Consider the following 15,679-nt stretch of genomic DNA (forward strand, 5'->3'; position numbering starts at 1 on the left):
CCCCCGATGCGCGCTCCTCCTCCCAGCCTGAAAGCCCGTGCCCTGCGCCTGCTGTCCACCCGCGAGCACAGCCGCCTCGAGCTGGCCCGCAAGCTGGCGCGCCACGCGGAAGAGGGCGAAGACATCAACGCGCTGCTCGACTGGCTGGAAAAGAACAAGTGGCTGTCGGAAGAGCGTTTTTCCGAATCCCTCATCCATCGCCGCTCCGCGCGCTACGGCAACAGCCGCATCCTGGCCGAACTGCAAAGCCACGGCGTGAAGGGCGAGGCACTGCAGGAACTGAAGGCGGGGCTCGTCGAAGACGAAGTGGCGCGCTGCTGCGACGTGTGGCGCCGCAAGTACCACGGCAAGGTCGCCGAGGATGCCGAAGGCCGCGCCAAGCAGATGCGCTTCCTGATCGGCCGGGGCTTTTCCCAGAAGGCCGTGCGCGCCGCGATGAAAGGCTACGACCCGGATGACGAGTTTGGGAATATCTGATATTCACGCGGCTTATTCACGCCGCTTAGAGCAGCCTTCGGGCTGCTTTTTTGTTGCCTGAAAAATGGGGACGAGAGGAGTACAGCCAAGCATGGCAGTACCGCTACGCTGGCAAGGAGCTGTGCTCCTTGAAACCCCAGCTACGCCCCCATTTTTCAGGCAACAAAAATGGGACGGGAGGAGTACAGCCATGCATGGCTGCACCGCTACGCTGGCGAGGAGCTGTGCTCCTTGAAACCCCGGCTACGGAAGGAGTACAGCCAAGCATGGCAGTACCGCTACGCTGGCAAGGAGCTGTGCTCCTTGAAACCCCAGCTACGGAAGGAGTACAGCCAAGCATGGCAGTACCGCTACGCTGGCAAGGAGCTGTGCTCCTTGAAACCCCAGCTACGCCCCATTTTTCAGGCAATGTTTCCAAACAATCGATGTCTGTTGCCGGTTTTCCTCCCTGGCGCTCCGGCGTGGCGCCCCTTGCGAGCCCAAAGTTGTACGATCACGTTGCTATCCAGTGCCTGATCGGTGTGCTACACTTTTGTAGTTTTATGCAGCACCGCGGGTGCGGTGGTTGTCCGTAGAAGCTGCGGCAACGTACGAATCAGTACATGGCTGCTTACTAATTAGGCCGCGCGAGCGGCATCGGTGTTATGTCTCTGTCAAATCCTTTCACGCGTGCGCTGTCCCCCATGCGCGCCATGAACATCCAGGCGTTCGCGCCCCGCGATGCACAACGGAATTTGCACACGCATCTTGCCGACATCAAGTCCAACGACATCCTGCTGGCTTCCACGATATCGGTTGCCGCCAGCGCCACGCACCCGCACAGAAATCGTACCAACCCGACAACTGTCACGCTGTCCCCCCGGATGACGCGCCAATTGGCCGGTATCGACCCACGCTGGGCGGTTCGTTCCGTCATCAGCCAGGTGCCGCACGACTGAAGTAGCAGCAACATTTAAACCCCATTTCAAATTCAGCATCAGAAGGGAAGCCAGCATGAAGATCCATGAGTATCAAGGCAAAGAAATCCTCCGGAAGTTCGGAGTGACGGTTCCGCGCGGCATTCCGTGCCTGTCCGTGGACGAAGCAGTGAAAGCTGCCGAGACCCTGGGCGGCTCGGTATGGGTGGTCAAGGCGCAGATCCACGCCGGTGGCCGTGGCAAAGGCGGCGGCGTGAAGGTTGCCAAGTCGCTGGAACAGGTCAAGGAATATGCCGACCAGATCCTGGGCATGCAGCTGGTAACCCACCAGACCGACGCGAACGGCCAGAAAGTGCGCCGCCTGCTGATCGAAGAAGGCGCCGACATCAAGAAGGAACTGTACATCTCGCTGGTGACCGACCGCGTTTCGCAGCGCGTGGTGCTGATGGCTTCCTCCGAAGGCGGCATGGACATTGAAGAAGTGGCCGAATCGCACCCGGAAAAGATCCACAACGTGATCATCGACCCGGCCGTGGGCCTGACCGATGCGGATGCCGACGACGTCGCCCGCAAGATCGGCGTGCCGGATGCGTCGGTTGCCGACGCGCGCGCCAACCTGCAAGGCCTGTACAAAGCCTACTGGGAAACCGATGCATCGCTGGCTGAAATCAACCCGCTGATCCTGACCGGCGAAGGCAAAGTGATCGCCCTGGACGCGAAGTTCAACTTCGACTCCAACGCGCTGTTCCGCCACCCGGAAATCGTCGCCTACCGCGACCTGGACGAAGAAGATCCAGCCGAAGTCGAAGCATCGAAATTCGACCTGGCCTACATCTCCCTGGACGGCAATATCGGCTGCCTGGTGAACGGCGCCGGCCTGGCCATGGCCACGATGGACACGATCAAGCTGTTCGGCGGCGAGCCGGCCAACTTCCTGGACGTGGGCGGTGGTGCAACGGCCGAGAAAGTGACCGAAGCATTCAAGATCATGCTGAAGAACCCGGGCCTGAAGGCAATCCTGGTGAACATCTTCGGCGGCATCATGCGTTGCGACGTGATCGCCGAAGGCGTGATCACCGCATCGAAAGCCGTTTCCCTGCAGGTACCGCTGGTCGTCCGCATGAAGGGCACCAACGAAGACCTGGGCAAGAAGATGCTGGCCGACTCCGGCCTGCCGATCATCGCCGCCGACACCATGGAAGACGCAGCGAAGAGCGTCGTTGCCGCTGCTGCCGGTCAAGCTTAATTAAGGAACCAACATGTCTATTCTGATCAATAAAGACACCAAAGTCATCACCCAGGGCATCACCGGCAAGACCGGCCAGTTCCACACCCGCGGTTGCCGCGACTACGCGAACGGCCGTGAAGCCTTCGTGGCAGGCGTGAACCCGAAGAAAGCCGGCGAAGATTTCGAAGGCATTCCAATCTACGCAACCGTCAAGGAAGCGGCTTCGGAAACCGGTGCAACCGTTTCCGTGATCTACGTGCCGCCGGCAGGCGCCGCCGCCGCGATCTGGGAAGCTGTGGAAGCCGAGCTGGAACTGGCGATTTGCATCACCGAAGGCATTCCTGTCCGCGACATGATGGAAATCAAGGATCGCATGGCCAAAGCCGGTTCGAAGACCCTGCTGCTGGGCCCGAACTGCCCTGGCCTGATCACGCCTGACGAAATCAAGATCGGCATCATGCCGGGCCACATCCACAAGAAAGGCCGTATCGGCGTGGTGTCCCGTTCTGGCACGCTGACGTACGAAGCCGTTGGCCAGCTGACCGCGCTGGGCCTGGGCCAGTCGTCGGCAGTCGGCATCGGCGGTGACCCGATCAACGGCCTGAAGCACATCGACGTGATGCGCATGTTCAACGAAGATCCGGACACCGACGCGGTCATCATGATCGGCGAAATCGGCGGTCCTGACGAAGCCAACGCGGCGCGCTGGATCAAGGACAACATGAAGAAGCCGGTCGTCGGCTTCATCGCCGGTGTCACCGCTCCTCCGGGCAAGCGCATGGGCCACGCCGGCGCGCTGATCTCCGGCGGTGCCGATACCGCCGAAGCCAAGCTGGCAATCATGGAAGAGTGCGGCATCACCGTGACGAAGAACCCGTCCGAGATGGCCAAGCTGCTGAAGGCCATGCTGTAATAACAGCAATGTGCTCCGCTTTTGCGGAATAATGACGGGGGCTTCGGCCCCCGTTTGTTTTGGTGAACCCGTCTGGAGGCGATGCGTTGGCGAAGATCCTGATTTCCCGCGATGGCGTGCTGGAAAAAACCGTGCAGCTGACAAAGGAGCGCATGACGATCGGCCGCCACCCTCATAACGACATCGTGCTCGAACACCAGACCGTGAGCGGCGAACACGCGGCGATCACGACGATCCTCGACGATTCGTTCCTGGAAGACCTGTATTCGACGAACGGCACCTTCGTCAATGGCCACCGCGTGGGTAAACATCATTTGCAGCATGGCGACACGATCAAGTTGGCGAAGTACCGCGTCGAATTCGTGGCCGATGGCATCCGGCCGATCAGCGGCATTCCCGCCGTGCCACTGGTATTGCCACCTGCCCGCATCGAAGTCCTGAACGGCAGCAATGCCGGCCGGGCGCTGGAACTGAACAAGCCACAGACCAGCCTCGGCCGTGCCGGTGTGCAGGTCGTCGTCATCACCCGGACCGAAGCCGGCTATGCCGCCGTCCACGCCGATGGCGACCGGATTCCCTTGTTGAACGAGGCGCCGCTGGGGAAACTGCCGCACCCGCTGGCCGATGGCGACGTGCTGGATCTTTCGGGCACACGCATGGCATTCAGGCTCGGCTGACAAAATTCGTCAGGTGACGAATCCCGCAGCTGACAATCTACGAACATGGAAGTGACGGATTTTGTCACTATTTCCACCTGGAACTATCATAAATGACGTTTTTCGCCTTGGAAATAGATCAAACCGGGCTGGCACGGTGATTGCTCTACATAAACCATCCCAACCCGTTTCGTTTCTACCTGAAGGAGCAACACCATGAAATCCATGAACCAGAAAGCCCAAGCCGGTTTCACCCTGATCGAACTGATGATCGTTGTCGCCATTATCGGTATCCTGGCGGCCGTCGCGATTCCCGCTTATACGGACTACACGATCAAGGCCAAGGTCGGCAATGCGCTGGCATCGGCCGGTCCGCTGAAGACCGCTGTTGGCCTGTGCATCCAGGAAAACGGTAACGATGCAACGGTCTGCAACACGGACAATGCTGCCAACGGTCCATCCCTGCCAGCCTTCACGCCGACCAAGGAAGTGTCGGGCGCAACGATCACCGGCAGCGGCGTGATCACCCTGACGACGCAGAATATCGGTACCGGCGCCAATGGCACGATCATCATGACCCCGGACGCTCCGGATGCCGGCGGTAGCGCCGTGACCTGGAATAACACCTACGGCGAAAACATCACGAACACTGCGGCGCAGGGCTTGATCACCAAGAACAATATTGCTGCTGCTACGACACCTACGACAAACTGATCCGCCGCACTCCCAGATGTCAAAAAACCGGGCTTTCCAGCCCGGTTTTTTTATGTCCGACAGTATCGTCATTGCGCCCGGCAAGCCGCGCTGCCACGCATGGCGACGCGCGGAGAAAAATCACCAGCCAGTGTAAAAACGGTCTAATCTGTCTTTGTCCTGCATTTTTCGGCCATCGGCATCCAAACCCGGCAGTGCAAGCGAACGGCGCCGGCGTCGCCATGGCAGCGCCTGGCAGCCCGCTGAACGGGCACCAAAGTCAGCCATCCTTGAAAGGATTGCCATGCATGCGCTACTGATTGCGGCAGGGACGGGACCGGATTCGAAAAATCTCCAGCGGGTCGGCCTTCATCTGCGAGCGAGTATTTATTCCGGCGATGCGATGGTGTTCAAGACGGTCGTGGTACCGAGCCCGACTTCTCCGCCGAGCGCATTCGTCGGATTCCTGCCCATCAGCAGCCCGCCCAAAGGGCGCACGAGCACCGACTTCTACGAGTACCTGGCCGAAGCCAGGACGTTCATCTGCATCGCGCACAACGGCGCGCTCGACGGCCCCATTCTTTCCGACGAATTCAGCTCTTTCAAGGAAGTGCAACCGTGGCATACCGATGCCACGGGAACGACGCTGTGGGATGGCGGCGCGCTGTTCTGGAAGACCGTGGGATGGGCGCCGAACACCCGAAAAATTCTGCTCCTCGGCTGCAACTCGGCAAATCACTATGCAAAATGCGTCAACGACGTGGCCGGGATACCTGTCTTCGGCTTCATGAACAGTTGCGCGGCAGCCGATAACGCAACGATGGAAAGGCATGTCGGAAGCATCGAAACGACCGGCAAGAGTTTCGGCATGGCCCGGGTGCCGCCAGCCTGAATACCCGCCGAAGGGTCAGCTTAGCTCGTCGCCGACCAGTCCCCCGACTTCCCGCCATGCTTCTCCCGCACGCGGATCTCGCTCATGACCATGCCGCGATCGACGGCCTTGCACATGTCATAAACGGTCAGCAACCCCACCTGCACAGCCGTGAGCGCCTCCATCTCCACCCCGGTCTTGCCGTAAGTCTCCACCTGCGCCCGGCAATGAACGGATGAAGCGGCTTCGTCCGTCTCGAAATCCACGGTCACGCGGGTCAGCGCCAGCGGATGGCACAGGGGCACCAGGTCGCTCGTGCGCTTGGCGCCCATGATGGCGGCGATGCGGGCGATGCCGAGTACGTCACCCTTCTTGGCGGTTCCCGATAGAATGATGGCCAGCGTTTCCGGTTTCATCCGGATAGTGCCGGTGGCAACGGCGATGCGGTGGGTTTCGGCCTTGGCGCCGACATCGACCATGTGGGCCTGGCCGGTAACATCGAAGTGGGTGAGTTCGGACATGTGGAAAAAACGAAGTTACTGAATGAAAAGGTATCATAGCACCGTGAACGCCATCCGATTTCCCCGCCGCGCACTGCTGTCCTTCGCCATTTCCCTTGCCGTTTCGCTCCCCGTGCAGCAAGCCCATGCGCAGTCGCCGACCAACGTGCCGACCCTGCCCAGCCTGGGCGACACGTCGCGCGAGGCGCTGTCGCCCGTCATCGAGCGCAAGCTGGGCGAGGAGATCATGCGCGATATCCGCTTCAACCGCGATTATCTCGACGATCCGCCGATCATCGATTACCTGAACAACCTGGGCAACACGCTGGTCACGGCGCGCCCCGGGGCGCGTGGCGAAGCGAATTACGATTACTTCTTCTTTGCCGTGCGCGATCCGATGCTGAACGCGTTTGCGCTGCCGGGCGGCTTCATCGGCGTGCACTCGGCGCTGCTGCTGGCCGCGCAGTCGGAATCCGAACTGGCCTCCGTGCTGTCGCACGAGATCGGGCACGTGGCGCAGCGCCACATCGCCCGTCAGCTGGGCGAGCAGAAGACCGATGCGCTGATCCCGCTGGCGGCCATGATCCTGGCGGCGCTGGTCGCCAAGGACAGCCCCGATGCGGCCATGGGCGTGATGATGGGCGGGCAGGGCGTGGCGATCCAGCGCCAGCTGAACTTCGGCCGCGAGGCCGAGCGCGAGGCGGACCGCGTGGGCTTCCAGATCATGGGTGCGGCCGGCTATGAAACGACCGGCATGGTGGCCTTCTTCCAGCGCATGCAGAATGCCACCAAGATGTACGACACGTCGATGCCGTGGCTGATGAGCCACCCGCTGACCACGGAGCGCATCGCCGACATCCAGGCGCGCATCCGCGAAACGCCTTACCGGCAGCGGGTGGATGCGCTGGACTTCTTCCTCGTGCGATCGCGTGCCCGCGTGCTGCAGGATCCGTCCACGAAGGGCTATGCGCAGTCGGAGGAATTCTTCCGCAACCAGATGGCGCAGCAAAGCCGCCACGACATCGCGGCCGGCCAGTACGGCATGGCCTTCCTGGCGCTGAAGCGCGACGACTACAAGGGTGCGCAAAGCTGGCTGGACAAGGCACGCGCCACGGTCGAACGCCCGCCCGCGCCTGGCGCGTTCAGCTCGCCGCTGCCGAAGGGCGTCTCGGAAAGCATCCTGGCGTACACGTCGCTGGAGATCAAGGTCGACCAGGAAAAGAACCCCGAGGTGCTGGCCCAGGCCATCGCCGAAGGGCAGGAAGCGCATGCCAAGTTCCCGCTGTCGCGCGGCATCGCCTGGCAATATGCCGATGCCCTGATCAAGGGCGGCAAGCCGGAGCAGGCCGAGCGCTTCCTGCGCGACCAGATACAGCAGTATCGCAGCGAAGCGGAACTGCAGGATTTGCTGGCGCAGGCGTATTCGAAGATGGGCAAGATTTCGCTGCAGCATATCGCGCTGGCCGAATCGTATGCGCTGCTGGGCGGCACGATGGCGGCGCTCGACCAGTTGCAGCTGGCGCGCAAATCATCGGATGCGTCGTTCTACGAGCATGCCGTCATCGATGCGCGCGAGCGCGAGTGGCAGGCCAGGCGGCGCGAGGCGATGGGCGAGAAGGACAAGGACAAGGATTACAGCGGCGCATCATTCAGCGTCAGCGCCGGCACGGGCACTGGCACGGGCACGAGCGCCGCGAAGGCTGATCCGTTCGACCGCATGAACAAGGCCGACCGGGACTGCGCCGATGTCACCCGGCCGGCGTGGGAACTTTCCGGAAGCCGAACCGATCCTCTGCGTCGCCGCGACCTGTCCGCTGCAACGGCAGCGAACTGCCGCTGATCTTCAGCGTGGGGGCGGCCGGTGCGCCGCCACCTTCGAGCCAGGCCAGCAGCGCCTCGTCGCTGGCCGATTCGCCACCCACTGCGCCATCCATTTCCACCGAAGCGAGAACCTGGGCCACGTCGCGGTCGTCCAGCTGGGCGACGATGTCGCCTGCCTGGAAAATCAGTTCGCCGGCCTCGGTGATGAACGCCGCGTCGATGTGTTCCAGCGGCGCCCCCGTGTGCAGCACGAAGCCGTGGGCGGGATCGGTGCGCGCGATGAACGGCGTGGCTTCCAGCACCACGTACACGCGCTGCGGGCCGTTCTGGAAATACCAGCAGCCCCGCTCATCGCGCGCGTAATTGCGGGCGATGAAGCCGACCAGCGCGGCATTGGCCAGCTTGTCCCCCGGCAGGCCGAGGCGCTGCGCGTTTTCGTCGCGCATGCGCCAGTTGCCCCGCGCATCGAGGGCGAGCCAGCCATAGCAGTAAGGCACATTGGGCCACTTGGCCATGGCCTGTTTGACGATGTCATCCATGGGTCAAGCTTCGCATAACGGCGTCGTTTGCGGCGCGCCGATGTGGTGGGCGCCCTCGAGGAAGGCCAGCATCCGGCGTGGCAGCCACGTCAGCTTGCCGGGCAGGCGGCCCGTGGCAAAGCCCACGTGGCCGCCTTCTTCCGGATAATCGAGCACCACGTGCGGCGAGGCATGGCGCGGCAAGTGGATGCCGGGCAGGAAAGGATCGTTCAGCGCATTCAGCACGAGGGTGGGCACGGTGATGTCGCCCAGCACGTGCTTGGCGCTGGCGCGGTTCCAGTAATCGTCCGTGTCGCGGTAGCCGTGCAGCGGCGCGGTCACCGCGTTGTCGAACGCGTAGAGGTCGTTCGCCGCGCGCAGCGCTTCCAGATCGAACAGGCCAGGGAACTGCGCCAGCTTGGCGGTGCATTTCGGTTTCAGCGTCTGCAGGAACATGCGCTGGTACAGGCGGTTGAAGCCGCGCCCCAGCGCTTCGCCGCCGCGCGCCAGGTCGAGCGGCGCGGACACGGCCACTGCCGCCTCCACGAATTCCGCCGCATGCTGCGATTCGCCCAGCCAGCGCAGCAGGGCATTGCCGCCCAGCGACACGCCACAGGCGTAGAACTTGCCCGTCGCGCGTGGATGCAGGCGCCGCAGCACCCAGTCCACTTCGGCCGCGTCGCCGGAATGGTAGAAGCGCGGCGCCAGGTTCGCCTCGCCCGAGCAGCCGCGAAAATGCGGGATGGCGCCCGACCAGCCGCGGTCCGCCAGTTCCTTGCCGAGCGAGCGGCAGTAATGGCTGTCCGACGAACCTTCCAGGCCGTGGAACAGCACGACGAACGGCTTGCCCGGCTCACCATCGACGAAATCGACGTCGATGAAATCGCCATCGGGCGTGTTCCAGCGCTCGCGGCGAAAGCGCGCCGCCGGCTTGGGGATGCAGATGGCCGGGTAGATCGTCTGGAAGTGGCCGTTGGGGAGCCAGAGGGGAGCCGAGTATGTCATTTCTTTAAAACTGGGGACAGACCCCTGTTTAGAGGAAATTTCCTCTAAACAGGGGTCTGTCCCCAGTTTGTTTTTAGTGCAACACCTGGCTGGGCGAATCGGCCGGTACGGGACCCGGGGCGACCGATACGTGGTGGACGGCGATGCGCCAGCCTTTCGGTGTTTTCAGGTAGACGTTGGTGGCCACCAGGTGCTGCGGCTCGCCGGAGGCGGCGGTGGTGCCTTCGACCACGGTGTGCACGGAGCTCATCAGGTTGTGCATCTCGTGCAGCTGGGAGGGCATGATGTGCAGGCCGCCGTGTTCCAGCAGCACTTCCCACGAGCCGCGGATCGCGCGGTGGCCGATCAGCCGGGTGCCGTTCGGGTGGATGCAGACGATTTCCTCGTCGTCCGCCCACAGCGCCATCAAGGCATCCACGTCGGCCCGGTTCAGCGCGTCGTAGAACGCCGCTTCGACTTCGGCGGGGCTGCCGTTATGCTGCTTTTTCTTCATGACGCCTCCGCCAGGGTGGACAAGGATCGCCGATATCGGGAATCGGCGCGAACAATGTACCGCACATCGGGCCGATTCCCGCTCCGTATCAATGGTGACCGACCACCGTGCCCGGCTTCAGGCGGTAGGTGGTACCGCAATACGGGCATTTCGCTTCCTGGTTCTTGGCGAAATCCAGGAACACGCGCGGGTGCGAGGACCACAGCGGCATGGCCGGGTTCGGGCAGTATGCCGGCAGGTCCTTACCTTCGAGTTCGACTGGCGTGGTGGCTTGGGTCATCTTGTGGTGCTCCGGGTTCAAAAAGCACGATTTTAACGGATTCGGGCATGGTGCAAGAATCGCCAGTACAATGTCGCGCTCATCCACCGACTCCACGAACGTCCGGCCGCCAGCAAGTTTGCGATGTGTGGCAACCACACCACATGAGCGACCAAGACCTAGCTACCCACGACCCTGCCGCCTGGCGCGACGGTTTCCGCACCGGCCTGCCCACGCTGTTCGGCATCGGCGCGTGGGGCGTGGTGGTCGGTGTGGCGATGATCAAGTCCGGGCTGACGGTGCCGCAGGCGCTGGGCATGACCTTGCTGGTGTTCGCCGGTTCGGCCCAGTTGGCCGCGCTGCCGCTGATCGCCGCCAACGCGCCGGTCTGGGTCATCTTCGTGACGGCGCTCGTCATCAACCTGCGCTTCGTCATCTTCTCGGTGCTGCTCGCGCCGCATTTCGCCTCGCTGCCCTGGCACAAGCGCCTGGGCTTGGGCTTCGTGTCGGGCGACATTTCCGTGGCGCTGTACCTGCAGCGCTATCCCGATCCGGAACCGGCGCCGGGCAAGATGTCCTTCCTGAAGGGCCTGCTGTACCCGAACTGCGCGGCGTGGCAGATCGGTTCCATCATCGGCATCTTCCTCGGCAATGCGGTGCCCACCGACTGGGGGCTGGGCTTTGCCGGCACGCTGGCCATCGTCTGCATCCTGGTGCCGATGGTGGCCAGCAAGCCCGCGCTGTGCGGCGTGCTGGTGGCCGCCGTCGTGTCCGTGCTGGCGGCCGATCTTCCTTACAAGCTGGGCTTGCTGGCCGCCGTGGTGGTGGGGATGGTGACGGCGATGATCGTGGAAGAGACCGGCGACAAGTGGCGCGCGAAACGGAAACAAGACCGCAAGGCTACCCATGTCTGACCTGGAAATCTGGATCGTCATCATCGCGCTGGCGATCGCCACCGCGCTTACGCGCAGCAGCTTCTGGCTGGTGGGCCACAGGGTGACGATTCCACCGCGGGTGCAGGAAATGCTGCGCTATGCGCCCTCGTGCGCGCTGGCGGCGATCATCGCACCGGACCTGCTGCTCGATAACGCAGGGACCGTCCATCTCGACCTGGGCAACGCCAGGCTCATCGCGGGCATCGCCTCGGTCGCCTGGTTCGCGTGGCGCCGCCGCATGCTGGAGACGATCATCTTCGGCATGCTGATCTTCACCGCTTTACGGTTGTTGCATTTATACTAATAAGGCTAAAAGGCCGGACAGCCCCGGGCATGCGGTAAAATAGTGATCTTTCTACCACTTGTCCCTTCCGAACCCATGTCCTTCATTCGTCTCCAGGATCTGATCGCGCAAAACGCGCTGCAAGGCAAGCGGGTGTTCATCCGCGCCGACCTCAACGTGCCGCAGGATGATGCCGGCAATATCACCGAAGATACGCGCATCCGCGCTTCCGTTCCGGCGATTCAGGCCGCCGTCAAGGCGGGCGCGAAGGTCATGGTCACGTCCCACCTCGGTCGTCCGACCGAAGGCGAGTTCAAGCAGGAAGACAGCCTGGCGCCCGTCGCCGCGCGCCTGGCCGAGCTGCTGGGCCAGCCGGTCGAACTGAAACAGGGCTGGGTCGACGGTGCCGGCCTGGACAACCTGCAGGATGGCCAGGTCGTGCTGCTGGAAAACGTGCGCGTCAACAAGGGCGAAAAGAAAAACGCCGACGAACTGGCGCAGAAGATGGCGAAGCTGTGCGACGTGTATGTGAACGACGCGTTCGGCACCGCCCACCGCGCCGAAGCGTCCACGCATGGCATCGCCAAGTTCGCGCCGGTGGCAGCGGCCGGCCCGCTGCTGGCCGCCGAACTGGATGCGCTGGGCAAGGCGCTGGGTGCGCCGGCCCGTCCGCTGCTGGCGATCGTCGCCGGCTCGAAGGTGTCGTCCAAGCTGTCGATCCTGAAATCGCTGGCCGACAAGGTGGACAACCTGGTCGTGGGTGGCGGCATCGCCAACACGTTCATGCTGGCCGCCGGCCTGAAGATCGGCAAGTCGCTGGCCGAGGCCGACCTGGTGGAAGAAGCGAAAGCGATCATCGACATGATGGCCAAGCGCGGCGCCCAGGTGCCGATCCCTGTCGACGTGGTGTGCGCGAAGGAGTTCTCGCCGACCGCCGCCGCCACCGTCAAGGACGTGGCAGACGTGGCCGATGACGACATGATCCTCGATATCGGCCCGAAAACGGCCCAGCTGCTGGCCAGCCAGATCGCCGCGGCAGGCACGATCGTGTGGAACGGCCCGGTCGGCGTATTCGAGTTCGACCAGTTCGGCGAAGGCACGAAAACGCTGGCGCTGGCCATTGCCGACTCGAAGGCCTTCTCCATTGCGGGGGGGGGCGATACGCTGGCGGCGATTGCAAAATACGCCATAACCGATAAAATCGGTTATATCTCCACCGGCGGTGGTGCCTTCCTGGAGTTCCTTGAAGGCAAAACCCTCCCGGCGGTGGAAATCCTGGAGTCTCGCTCAGCTGAGCGTAGCGCTACCAAATAATAGAAGCGCAGCGCAAAGTCGCTGCGCTTTCTCTTTGAACGATCTTTTCTTCGAGGAACCCTCAATGTCTCGTGGCACCAAAATCGTTGCAACCATCGGCCCCGCTTCCACCGACCTGAACGTTCTGATCCGGATGATCCGGGCAGGCGTGGACGTGGTGCGGCTGAATTTCTCGCACGGCAAGGCGCAGGACCATATCGATCGCGCCAACCTCGTGCGGCAGGCGGCGGCGGAGTGCGGGCGGGAAGTGGCGATCATGGCCGACATGCAGGGCCCGAAGATCCGTGTCGGCAAGTTTGAAGGCGGCAAGATCGACCTGGTGAACGGCGACAAGTTCATCCTCGATGCGAAGTGGGGTGAAAACGGCGAGCTGGGCAACCAGGAGCGCGTGGGTCTCGACTACAAGGCGCTGCCGAACGACCTGCGCGGCAACGACGTGCTGCTGCTGAACGATGGCCTGATCGTGCTGGTCGTCGACCGCATCAGCGGCCACGAAATCCACACCACGGTGAAGATCGGCGGCGAACTGTCCAACAACAAGGGCATCAACCGCCAGGGGGGCGGCCTGACGGCGCCGGCGCTGACGGCGAAGGACATGGAAGACATCAAGACGGCGATGAGCTTCCAGGCCGATTACCTGGCCATCTCGTTCCCGAAAAGCGCCACCGACATGGCCATGGCGCGCCAGCTGGCCAATATCGCCGGCGAGCCGTATGGCCACAAGCCGCAGATGATCGCCAAGATCGAACGCGCGGAAGCGATTCCCGCGCTGCAGGAAATCCTCAACGCCTCCGACGGCATCATGGTCGCCCGCGGCGACCTGGCCGTGGAAGTGGGCAATGCCGCCGTGCCGGCGCTGCAGAAGCGCATGATCCGCATGGCGCGCGAATCGAACAAGTTCGCCATCACCGCCACGCAGATGATGGAATCGATGATCTTCAATGCGGTACCGACCCGCGCCGAGGTGTCGGACGTGGCCAACGCCGTGCTCGATGGCACCGATGCCGTGATGACGTCCGCCGAAACCGCCTCGGGCCGCTATCCGATCGAGACCGTCGAGATGATGGCCGCCGTCTGCGTGGAAGCCGAGCAGTCCGAATACAACAAGCTCGATGCCGATTTCCTGAACGCGCGCTTCACCCGCATCGACCAGTCGATCGCCTATGGCGCGCTGTTCACGGCGCACCACCTGCACGTGAAGGCCATCGTGGCGCTGACCGAATCGGGCTCCACCGCGCTGTGGATGAGCCGCCACAACATCGACACGCCGATCTTCGCCCTGACGCCGAGCGTTCTCACGCAGCGCAAGGTGTCGATCTATCGCAACGTGAGCGCGCATTACCTGCTGCAGCAAGGCACCAGCCGCGACGTGCTGAAGCAGGCCGAAGACCTGCTGGTCGCACATGGCATCGCCAAGAAGGGCGACATGATCGTCGTCACGTGGGGCGAGCCGATGGGGCAGGTGGGCGGCACGAACGCACTGAAGATCGTTAAAGTAGGAGAATTCTCCTAAAAGGATTCAGGAGAGACGCCAGGCCGCAGCTCCAGCATGTGAGCTCCAGCACGTGAGCTCCAGCATGTGAGCTCCAGCATGTGAGCTCCAGCATATAGCGAGGCTTGTCCTCCCGTCTCTCCGCACAGGTTTTTATTTGTTTGGAGTATTACCATGTCTCTCGTATCCATGCGTCAACTGCTGGACCATGCCGCCGAAAACGGCTACGGCCTGCCGGCATTCAACGTCAACAACCTGGAACAGGTGCAGGCCATCATGGCTGCCGCCGACGCCGTCAACAGCCCGGTGATCATGCAGGCTTCGGCCGGCGCCCGTAAATATGCCGGCGAAGCGTTCCTGCGCCACCTGATCGATGCGGCGATCGAAGCCTATCCGCACATCCCGGTGGTGATGCACCAGGATCATGGCCAGTCGCCGGCCGTGTGCATGGCCGCGATCCGTTCCGGCTTCTCGTCCGTGATGATGGACGGTTCGCTGGAAGCCGACGGCAAATCGGTCGCATCCTACGAATACAACGTGGATGTGTCCCGTGAAGTCGTCAAGTTCGCCCACTCGATCGGCGTGACCGTCGAAGCGGAACTGGGCGTGCTGGGCTCCCTTGAAACCATGAAAGGCGACAAGGAAGACGGCCACGGCGCGGATGGCACGATGACCCGCGAACAGCTGCTGACGGACGTGGCGCAGGCCGCCGACTTCGTCGAGCGCACCCAGTGCGACGCGCTGGCCATCGCCATCGGCACCTCGCACGGCGCCTACAAGTTCACCCGCAAGCCCACCGGCGACATCCTGGCGATCGACCGCATCAAGGAAATCCACGCGCGCATTCCGAATACGCACCTGGTGATGCACGGTTCGTCGTCGGTGCCGCAGGAACTGCTGGCGATCATCCGCGAATTCGGCGGCGACATGAAGGAAACCTACGGCGTGCCCGTCGAGGAAATCCAGGAAGGCATCCGCCACGGTGTTCGCAAGATCAACATCGACACGGACATCCGCCTGGCCATGACGGCGGCGATCCGCAAGTACCTGTTCCAGAACCCGTCCAAGTTCGATCCGCGCGACTACCTGAAGCCGGCACGCCTGGCGGCGGAAGAAGTCGTGAAGGCCCGTTTCCTGTCGTTCGGCTGCGAAGGCCGCGCCTCGCAAATCAAGCCGATCCCGCTGGAAAAGATGGCGGAACGCTACAAGGCCGGTGAACTGGCACAGATTGTGAAGTAAAATCCTGTCTTTCAGGTCATTCGACCTGAAGACTCTCGATCGGCGGGCGGGAGATTTCTCCTCCC

The 15,679-nt window shown here is 62.7% G+C and carries 18 protein-coding genes; 13 read left to right on the forward strand and 5 right to left on the reverse strand.

The window, feature by feature from the left end; translation table 11 throughout:
• Positions 1 to 6: 6 nt before the first annotated feature.
• The 7 genes from recX (at position 7) to ACY65G_RS10400 (ending at position 5,776) form a co-directional block, all read left to right on the forward strand.
• Positions 7 to 477, forward strand: a complete 471-nt coding sequence (gene recX, locus ACY65G_RS10370; protein ID WP_464997277.1) for a recombination regulator RecX — start codon at positions 7 to 9, stop codon at positions 475 to 477.
• 683 nt (positions 478 to 1,160) lie between these two features.
• Positions 1,161 to 1,415, forward strand: a complete 255-nt coding sequence (locus tag ACY65G_RS10375) for a hypothetical protein (protein WP_464997278.1) — start codon at positions 1,161 to 1,163, stop codon at positions 1,413 to 1,415.
• Positions 1,416 to 1,470: 55 nt separating this feature from the next.
• Positions 1,471 to 2,640 carry an ADP-forming succinate--CoA ligase subunit beta gene (sucC, locus tag ACY65G_RS10380; RefSeq protein WP_464997279.1) on the forward strand — a complete coding sequence of 390 codons (1,170 nt, stop codon included), beginning with the start codon at positions 1,471 to 1,473 and terminating at the stop codon, positions 2,638 to 2,640.
• A 13-nt stretch (positions 2,641 to 2,653) separates the two neighbouring features.
• On the forward strand, positions 2,654 to 3,535 hold the full coding sequence (gene sucD / locus ACY65G_RS10385) for a succinate--CoA ligase subunit alpha (RefSeq protein ID WP_281608903.1): 882 nt from the start codon (positions 2,654 to 2,656) through the stop codon (positions 3,533 to 3,535).
• A gap of 86 nt (positions 3,536 to 3,621) precedes the next feature.
• On the forward strand, positions 3,622 to 4,212 hold the full coding sequence (locus ACY65G_RS10390) for an FHA domain-containing protein (protein ID WP_464997280.1): 591 nt from the start codon (positions 3,622 to 3,624) through the stop codon (positions 4,210 to 4,212).
• Between the two features lie 195 nt (positions 4,213 to 4,407).
• Positions 4,408 to 4,905, forward strand: coding sequence for a pilin (locus ACY65G_RS10395; RefSeq protein WP_464997281.1), 498 nt, complete (start codon positions 4,408 to 4,410; stop codon positions 4,903 to 4,905).
• A gap of 283 nt (positions 4,906 to 5,188) precedes the next feature.
• Entirely contained in the window at positions 5,189 to 5,776 is a 588-nt protein-coding gene (locus ACY65G_RS10400) for a hypothetical protein (protein WP_464997282.1), read from the forward strand.
• A gap of 20 nt (positions 5,777 to 5,796) precedes the next feature.
• On the opposite strand, the gene moaC is transcribed toward ACY65G_RS10400, so the two are convergent.
• A complete protein-coding gene (moaC, locus tag ACY65G_RS10405) occupies positions 5,797 to 6,276 on the reverse strand; it encodes a cyclic pyranopterin monophosphate synthase MoaC (protein ID WP_464997283.1) in 480 nt (159 codons plus the stop codon).
• 43 nt (positions 6,277 to 6,319) lie between these two features.
• On the opposite strand from moaC, the gene ACY65G_RS10410 reads away from it, so the two are divergent.
• Positions 6,320 to 8,095: a beta-barrel assembly-enhancing protease gene (locus ACY65G_RS10410; RefSeq protein WP_464997284.1), complete on the forward strand. Its 1,776-nt coding sequence runs from the start codon at positions 6,320 to 6,322 to the stop codon at positions 8,093 to 8,095.
• Here ACY65G_RS10410 and ACY65G_RS10415 read toward each other — a convergent pair.
• From ACY65G_RS10415 to ACY65G_RS10430, 4 genes are all read right to left on the reverse strand, one after another.
• Positions 8,004 to 8,615, reverse strand: coding sequence for a DUF2946 family protein (locus ACY65G_RS10415; RefSeq protein WP_464997285.1), 612 nt, complete (start codon positions 8,613 to 8,615; stop codon positions 8,004 to 8,006). The two genes, ACY65G_RS10410 and ACY65G_RS10415, sit on opposite strands and share 92 nt — an antisense overlap.
• Positions 8,616 to 8,618: 3 nt before the next feature.
• On the reverse strand, positions 8,619 to 9,599 hold the full coding sequence (locus tag ACY65G_RS10420; protein ID WP_464997286.1) for a YheT family hydrolase: 981 nt from the start codon (positions 9,597 to 9,599) through the stop codon (positions 8,619 to 8,621).
• 73 nt (positions 9,600 to 9,672) lie between these two features.
• On the reverse strand, positions 9,673 to 10,092 hold the full coding sequence (locus ACY65G_RS10425; RefSeq protein WP_464997287.1) for a YybH family protein: 420 nt from the start codon (positions 10,090 to 10,092) through the stop codon (positions 9,673 to 9,675).
• Positions 10,093 to 10,180: 88 nt separating this feature from the next.
• On the reverse strand, positions 10,181 to 10,372 hold the full coding sequence (locus ACY65G_RS10430) for a zinc-finger domain-containing protein (RefSeq protein ID WP_130187406.1): 192 nt from the start codon (positions 10,370 to 10,372) through the stop codon (positions 10,181 to 10,183).
• 143 nt (positions 10,373 to 10,515) lie between these two features.
• Here ACY65G_RS10430 and ACY65G_RS10435 point away from each other — a divergent pair, with 143 nt between their 5' ends.
• The 5 genes from ACY65G_RS10435 to fba all read left to right on the forward strand — a co-directional run bounded on the left by ACY65G_RS10435 (position 10,516) and on the right by fba (position 15,614).
• Entirely contained in the window at positions 10,516 to 11,265 is a 750-nt protein-coding gene (locus ACY65G_RS10435) for an AzlC family ABC transporter permease (RefSeq protein ID WP_464997288.1), read from the forward strand.
• Positions 11,258 to 11,590 carry an AzlD domain-containing protein gene (locus ACY65G_RS10440; RefSeq protein WP_464997289.1) on the forward strand — a complete coding sequence of 111 codons (333 nt, stop codon included), beginning with the start codon at positions 11,258 to 11,260 and terminating at the stop codon, positions 11,588 to 11,590. Before ACY65G_RS10435 ends, ACY65G_RS10440 begins: the two co-directional genes overlap by 8 nt.
• A 75-nt stretch (positions 11,591 to 11,665) precedes the next feature.
• The gene (locus tag ACY65G_RS10445) at positions 11,666 to 12,883 is read left to right on the forward strand and encodes a phosphoglycerate kinase (RefSeq protein WP_464997290.1); all 1,218 of its coding nucleotides are present in this window, start codon (positions 11,666 to 11,668) and stop codon (positions 12,881 to 12,883) included.
• A 64-nt stretch (positions 12,884 to 12,947) separates the two neighbouring features.
• Positions 12,948 to 14,396: a pyruvate kinase gene (gene pyk, locus ACY65G_RS10450; RefSeq protein ID WP_464997291.1), complete on the forward strand. Its 1,449-nt coding sequence runs from the start codon at positions 12,948 to 12,950 to the stop codon at positions 14,394 to 14,396.
• A 153-nt stretch (positions 14,397 to 14,549) separates the two neighbouring features.
• Positions 14,550 to 15,614: a class II fructose-bisphosphate aldolase gene (fba, locus tag ACY65G_RS10455; protein WP_464997292.1), complete on the forward strand. Its 1,065-nt coding sequence runs from the start codon at positions 14,550 to 14,552 to the stop codon at positions 15,612 to 15,614.
• The last annotated feature ends 65 nt before the right edge of the window (positions 15,615 to 15,679 follow it).

The sequence above is a fragment of the Pseudoduganella sp. jia 12 genome (assembly GCF_055502675.1).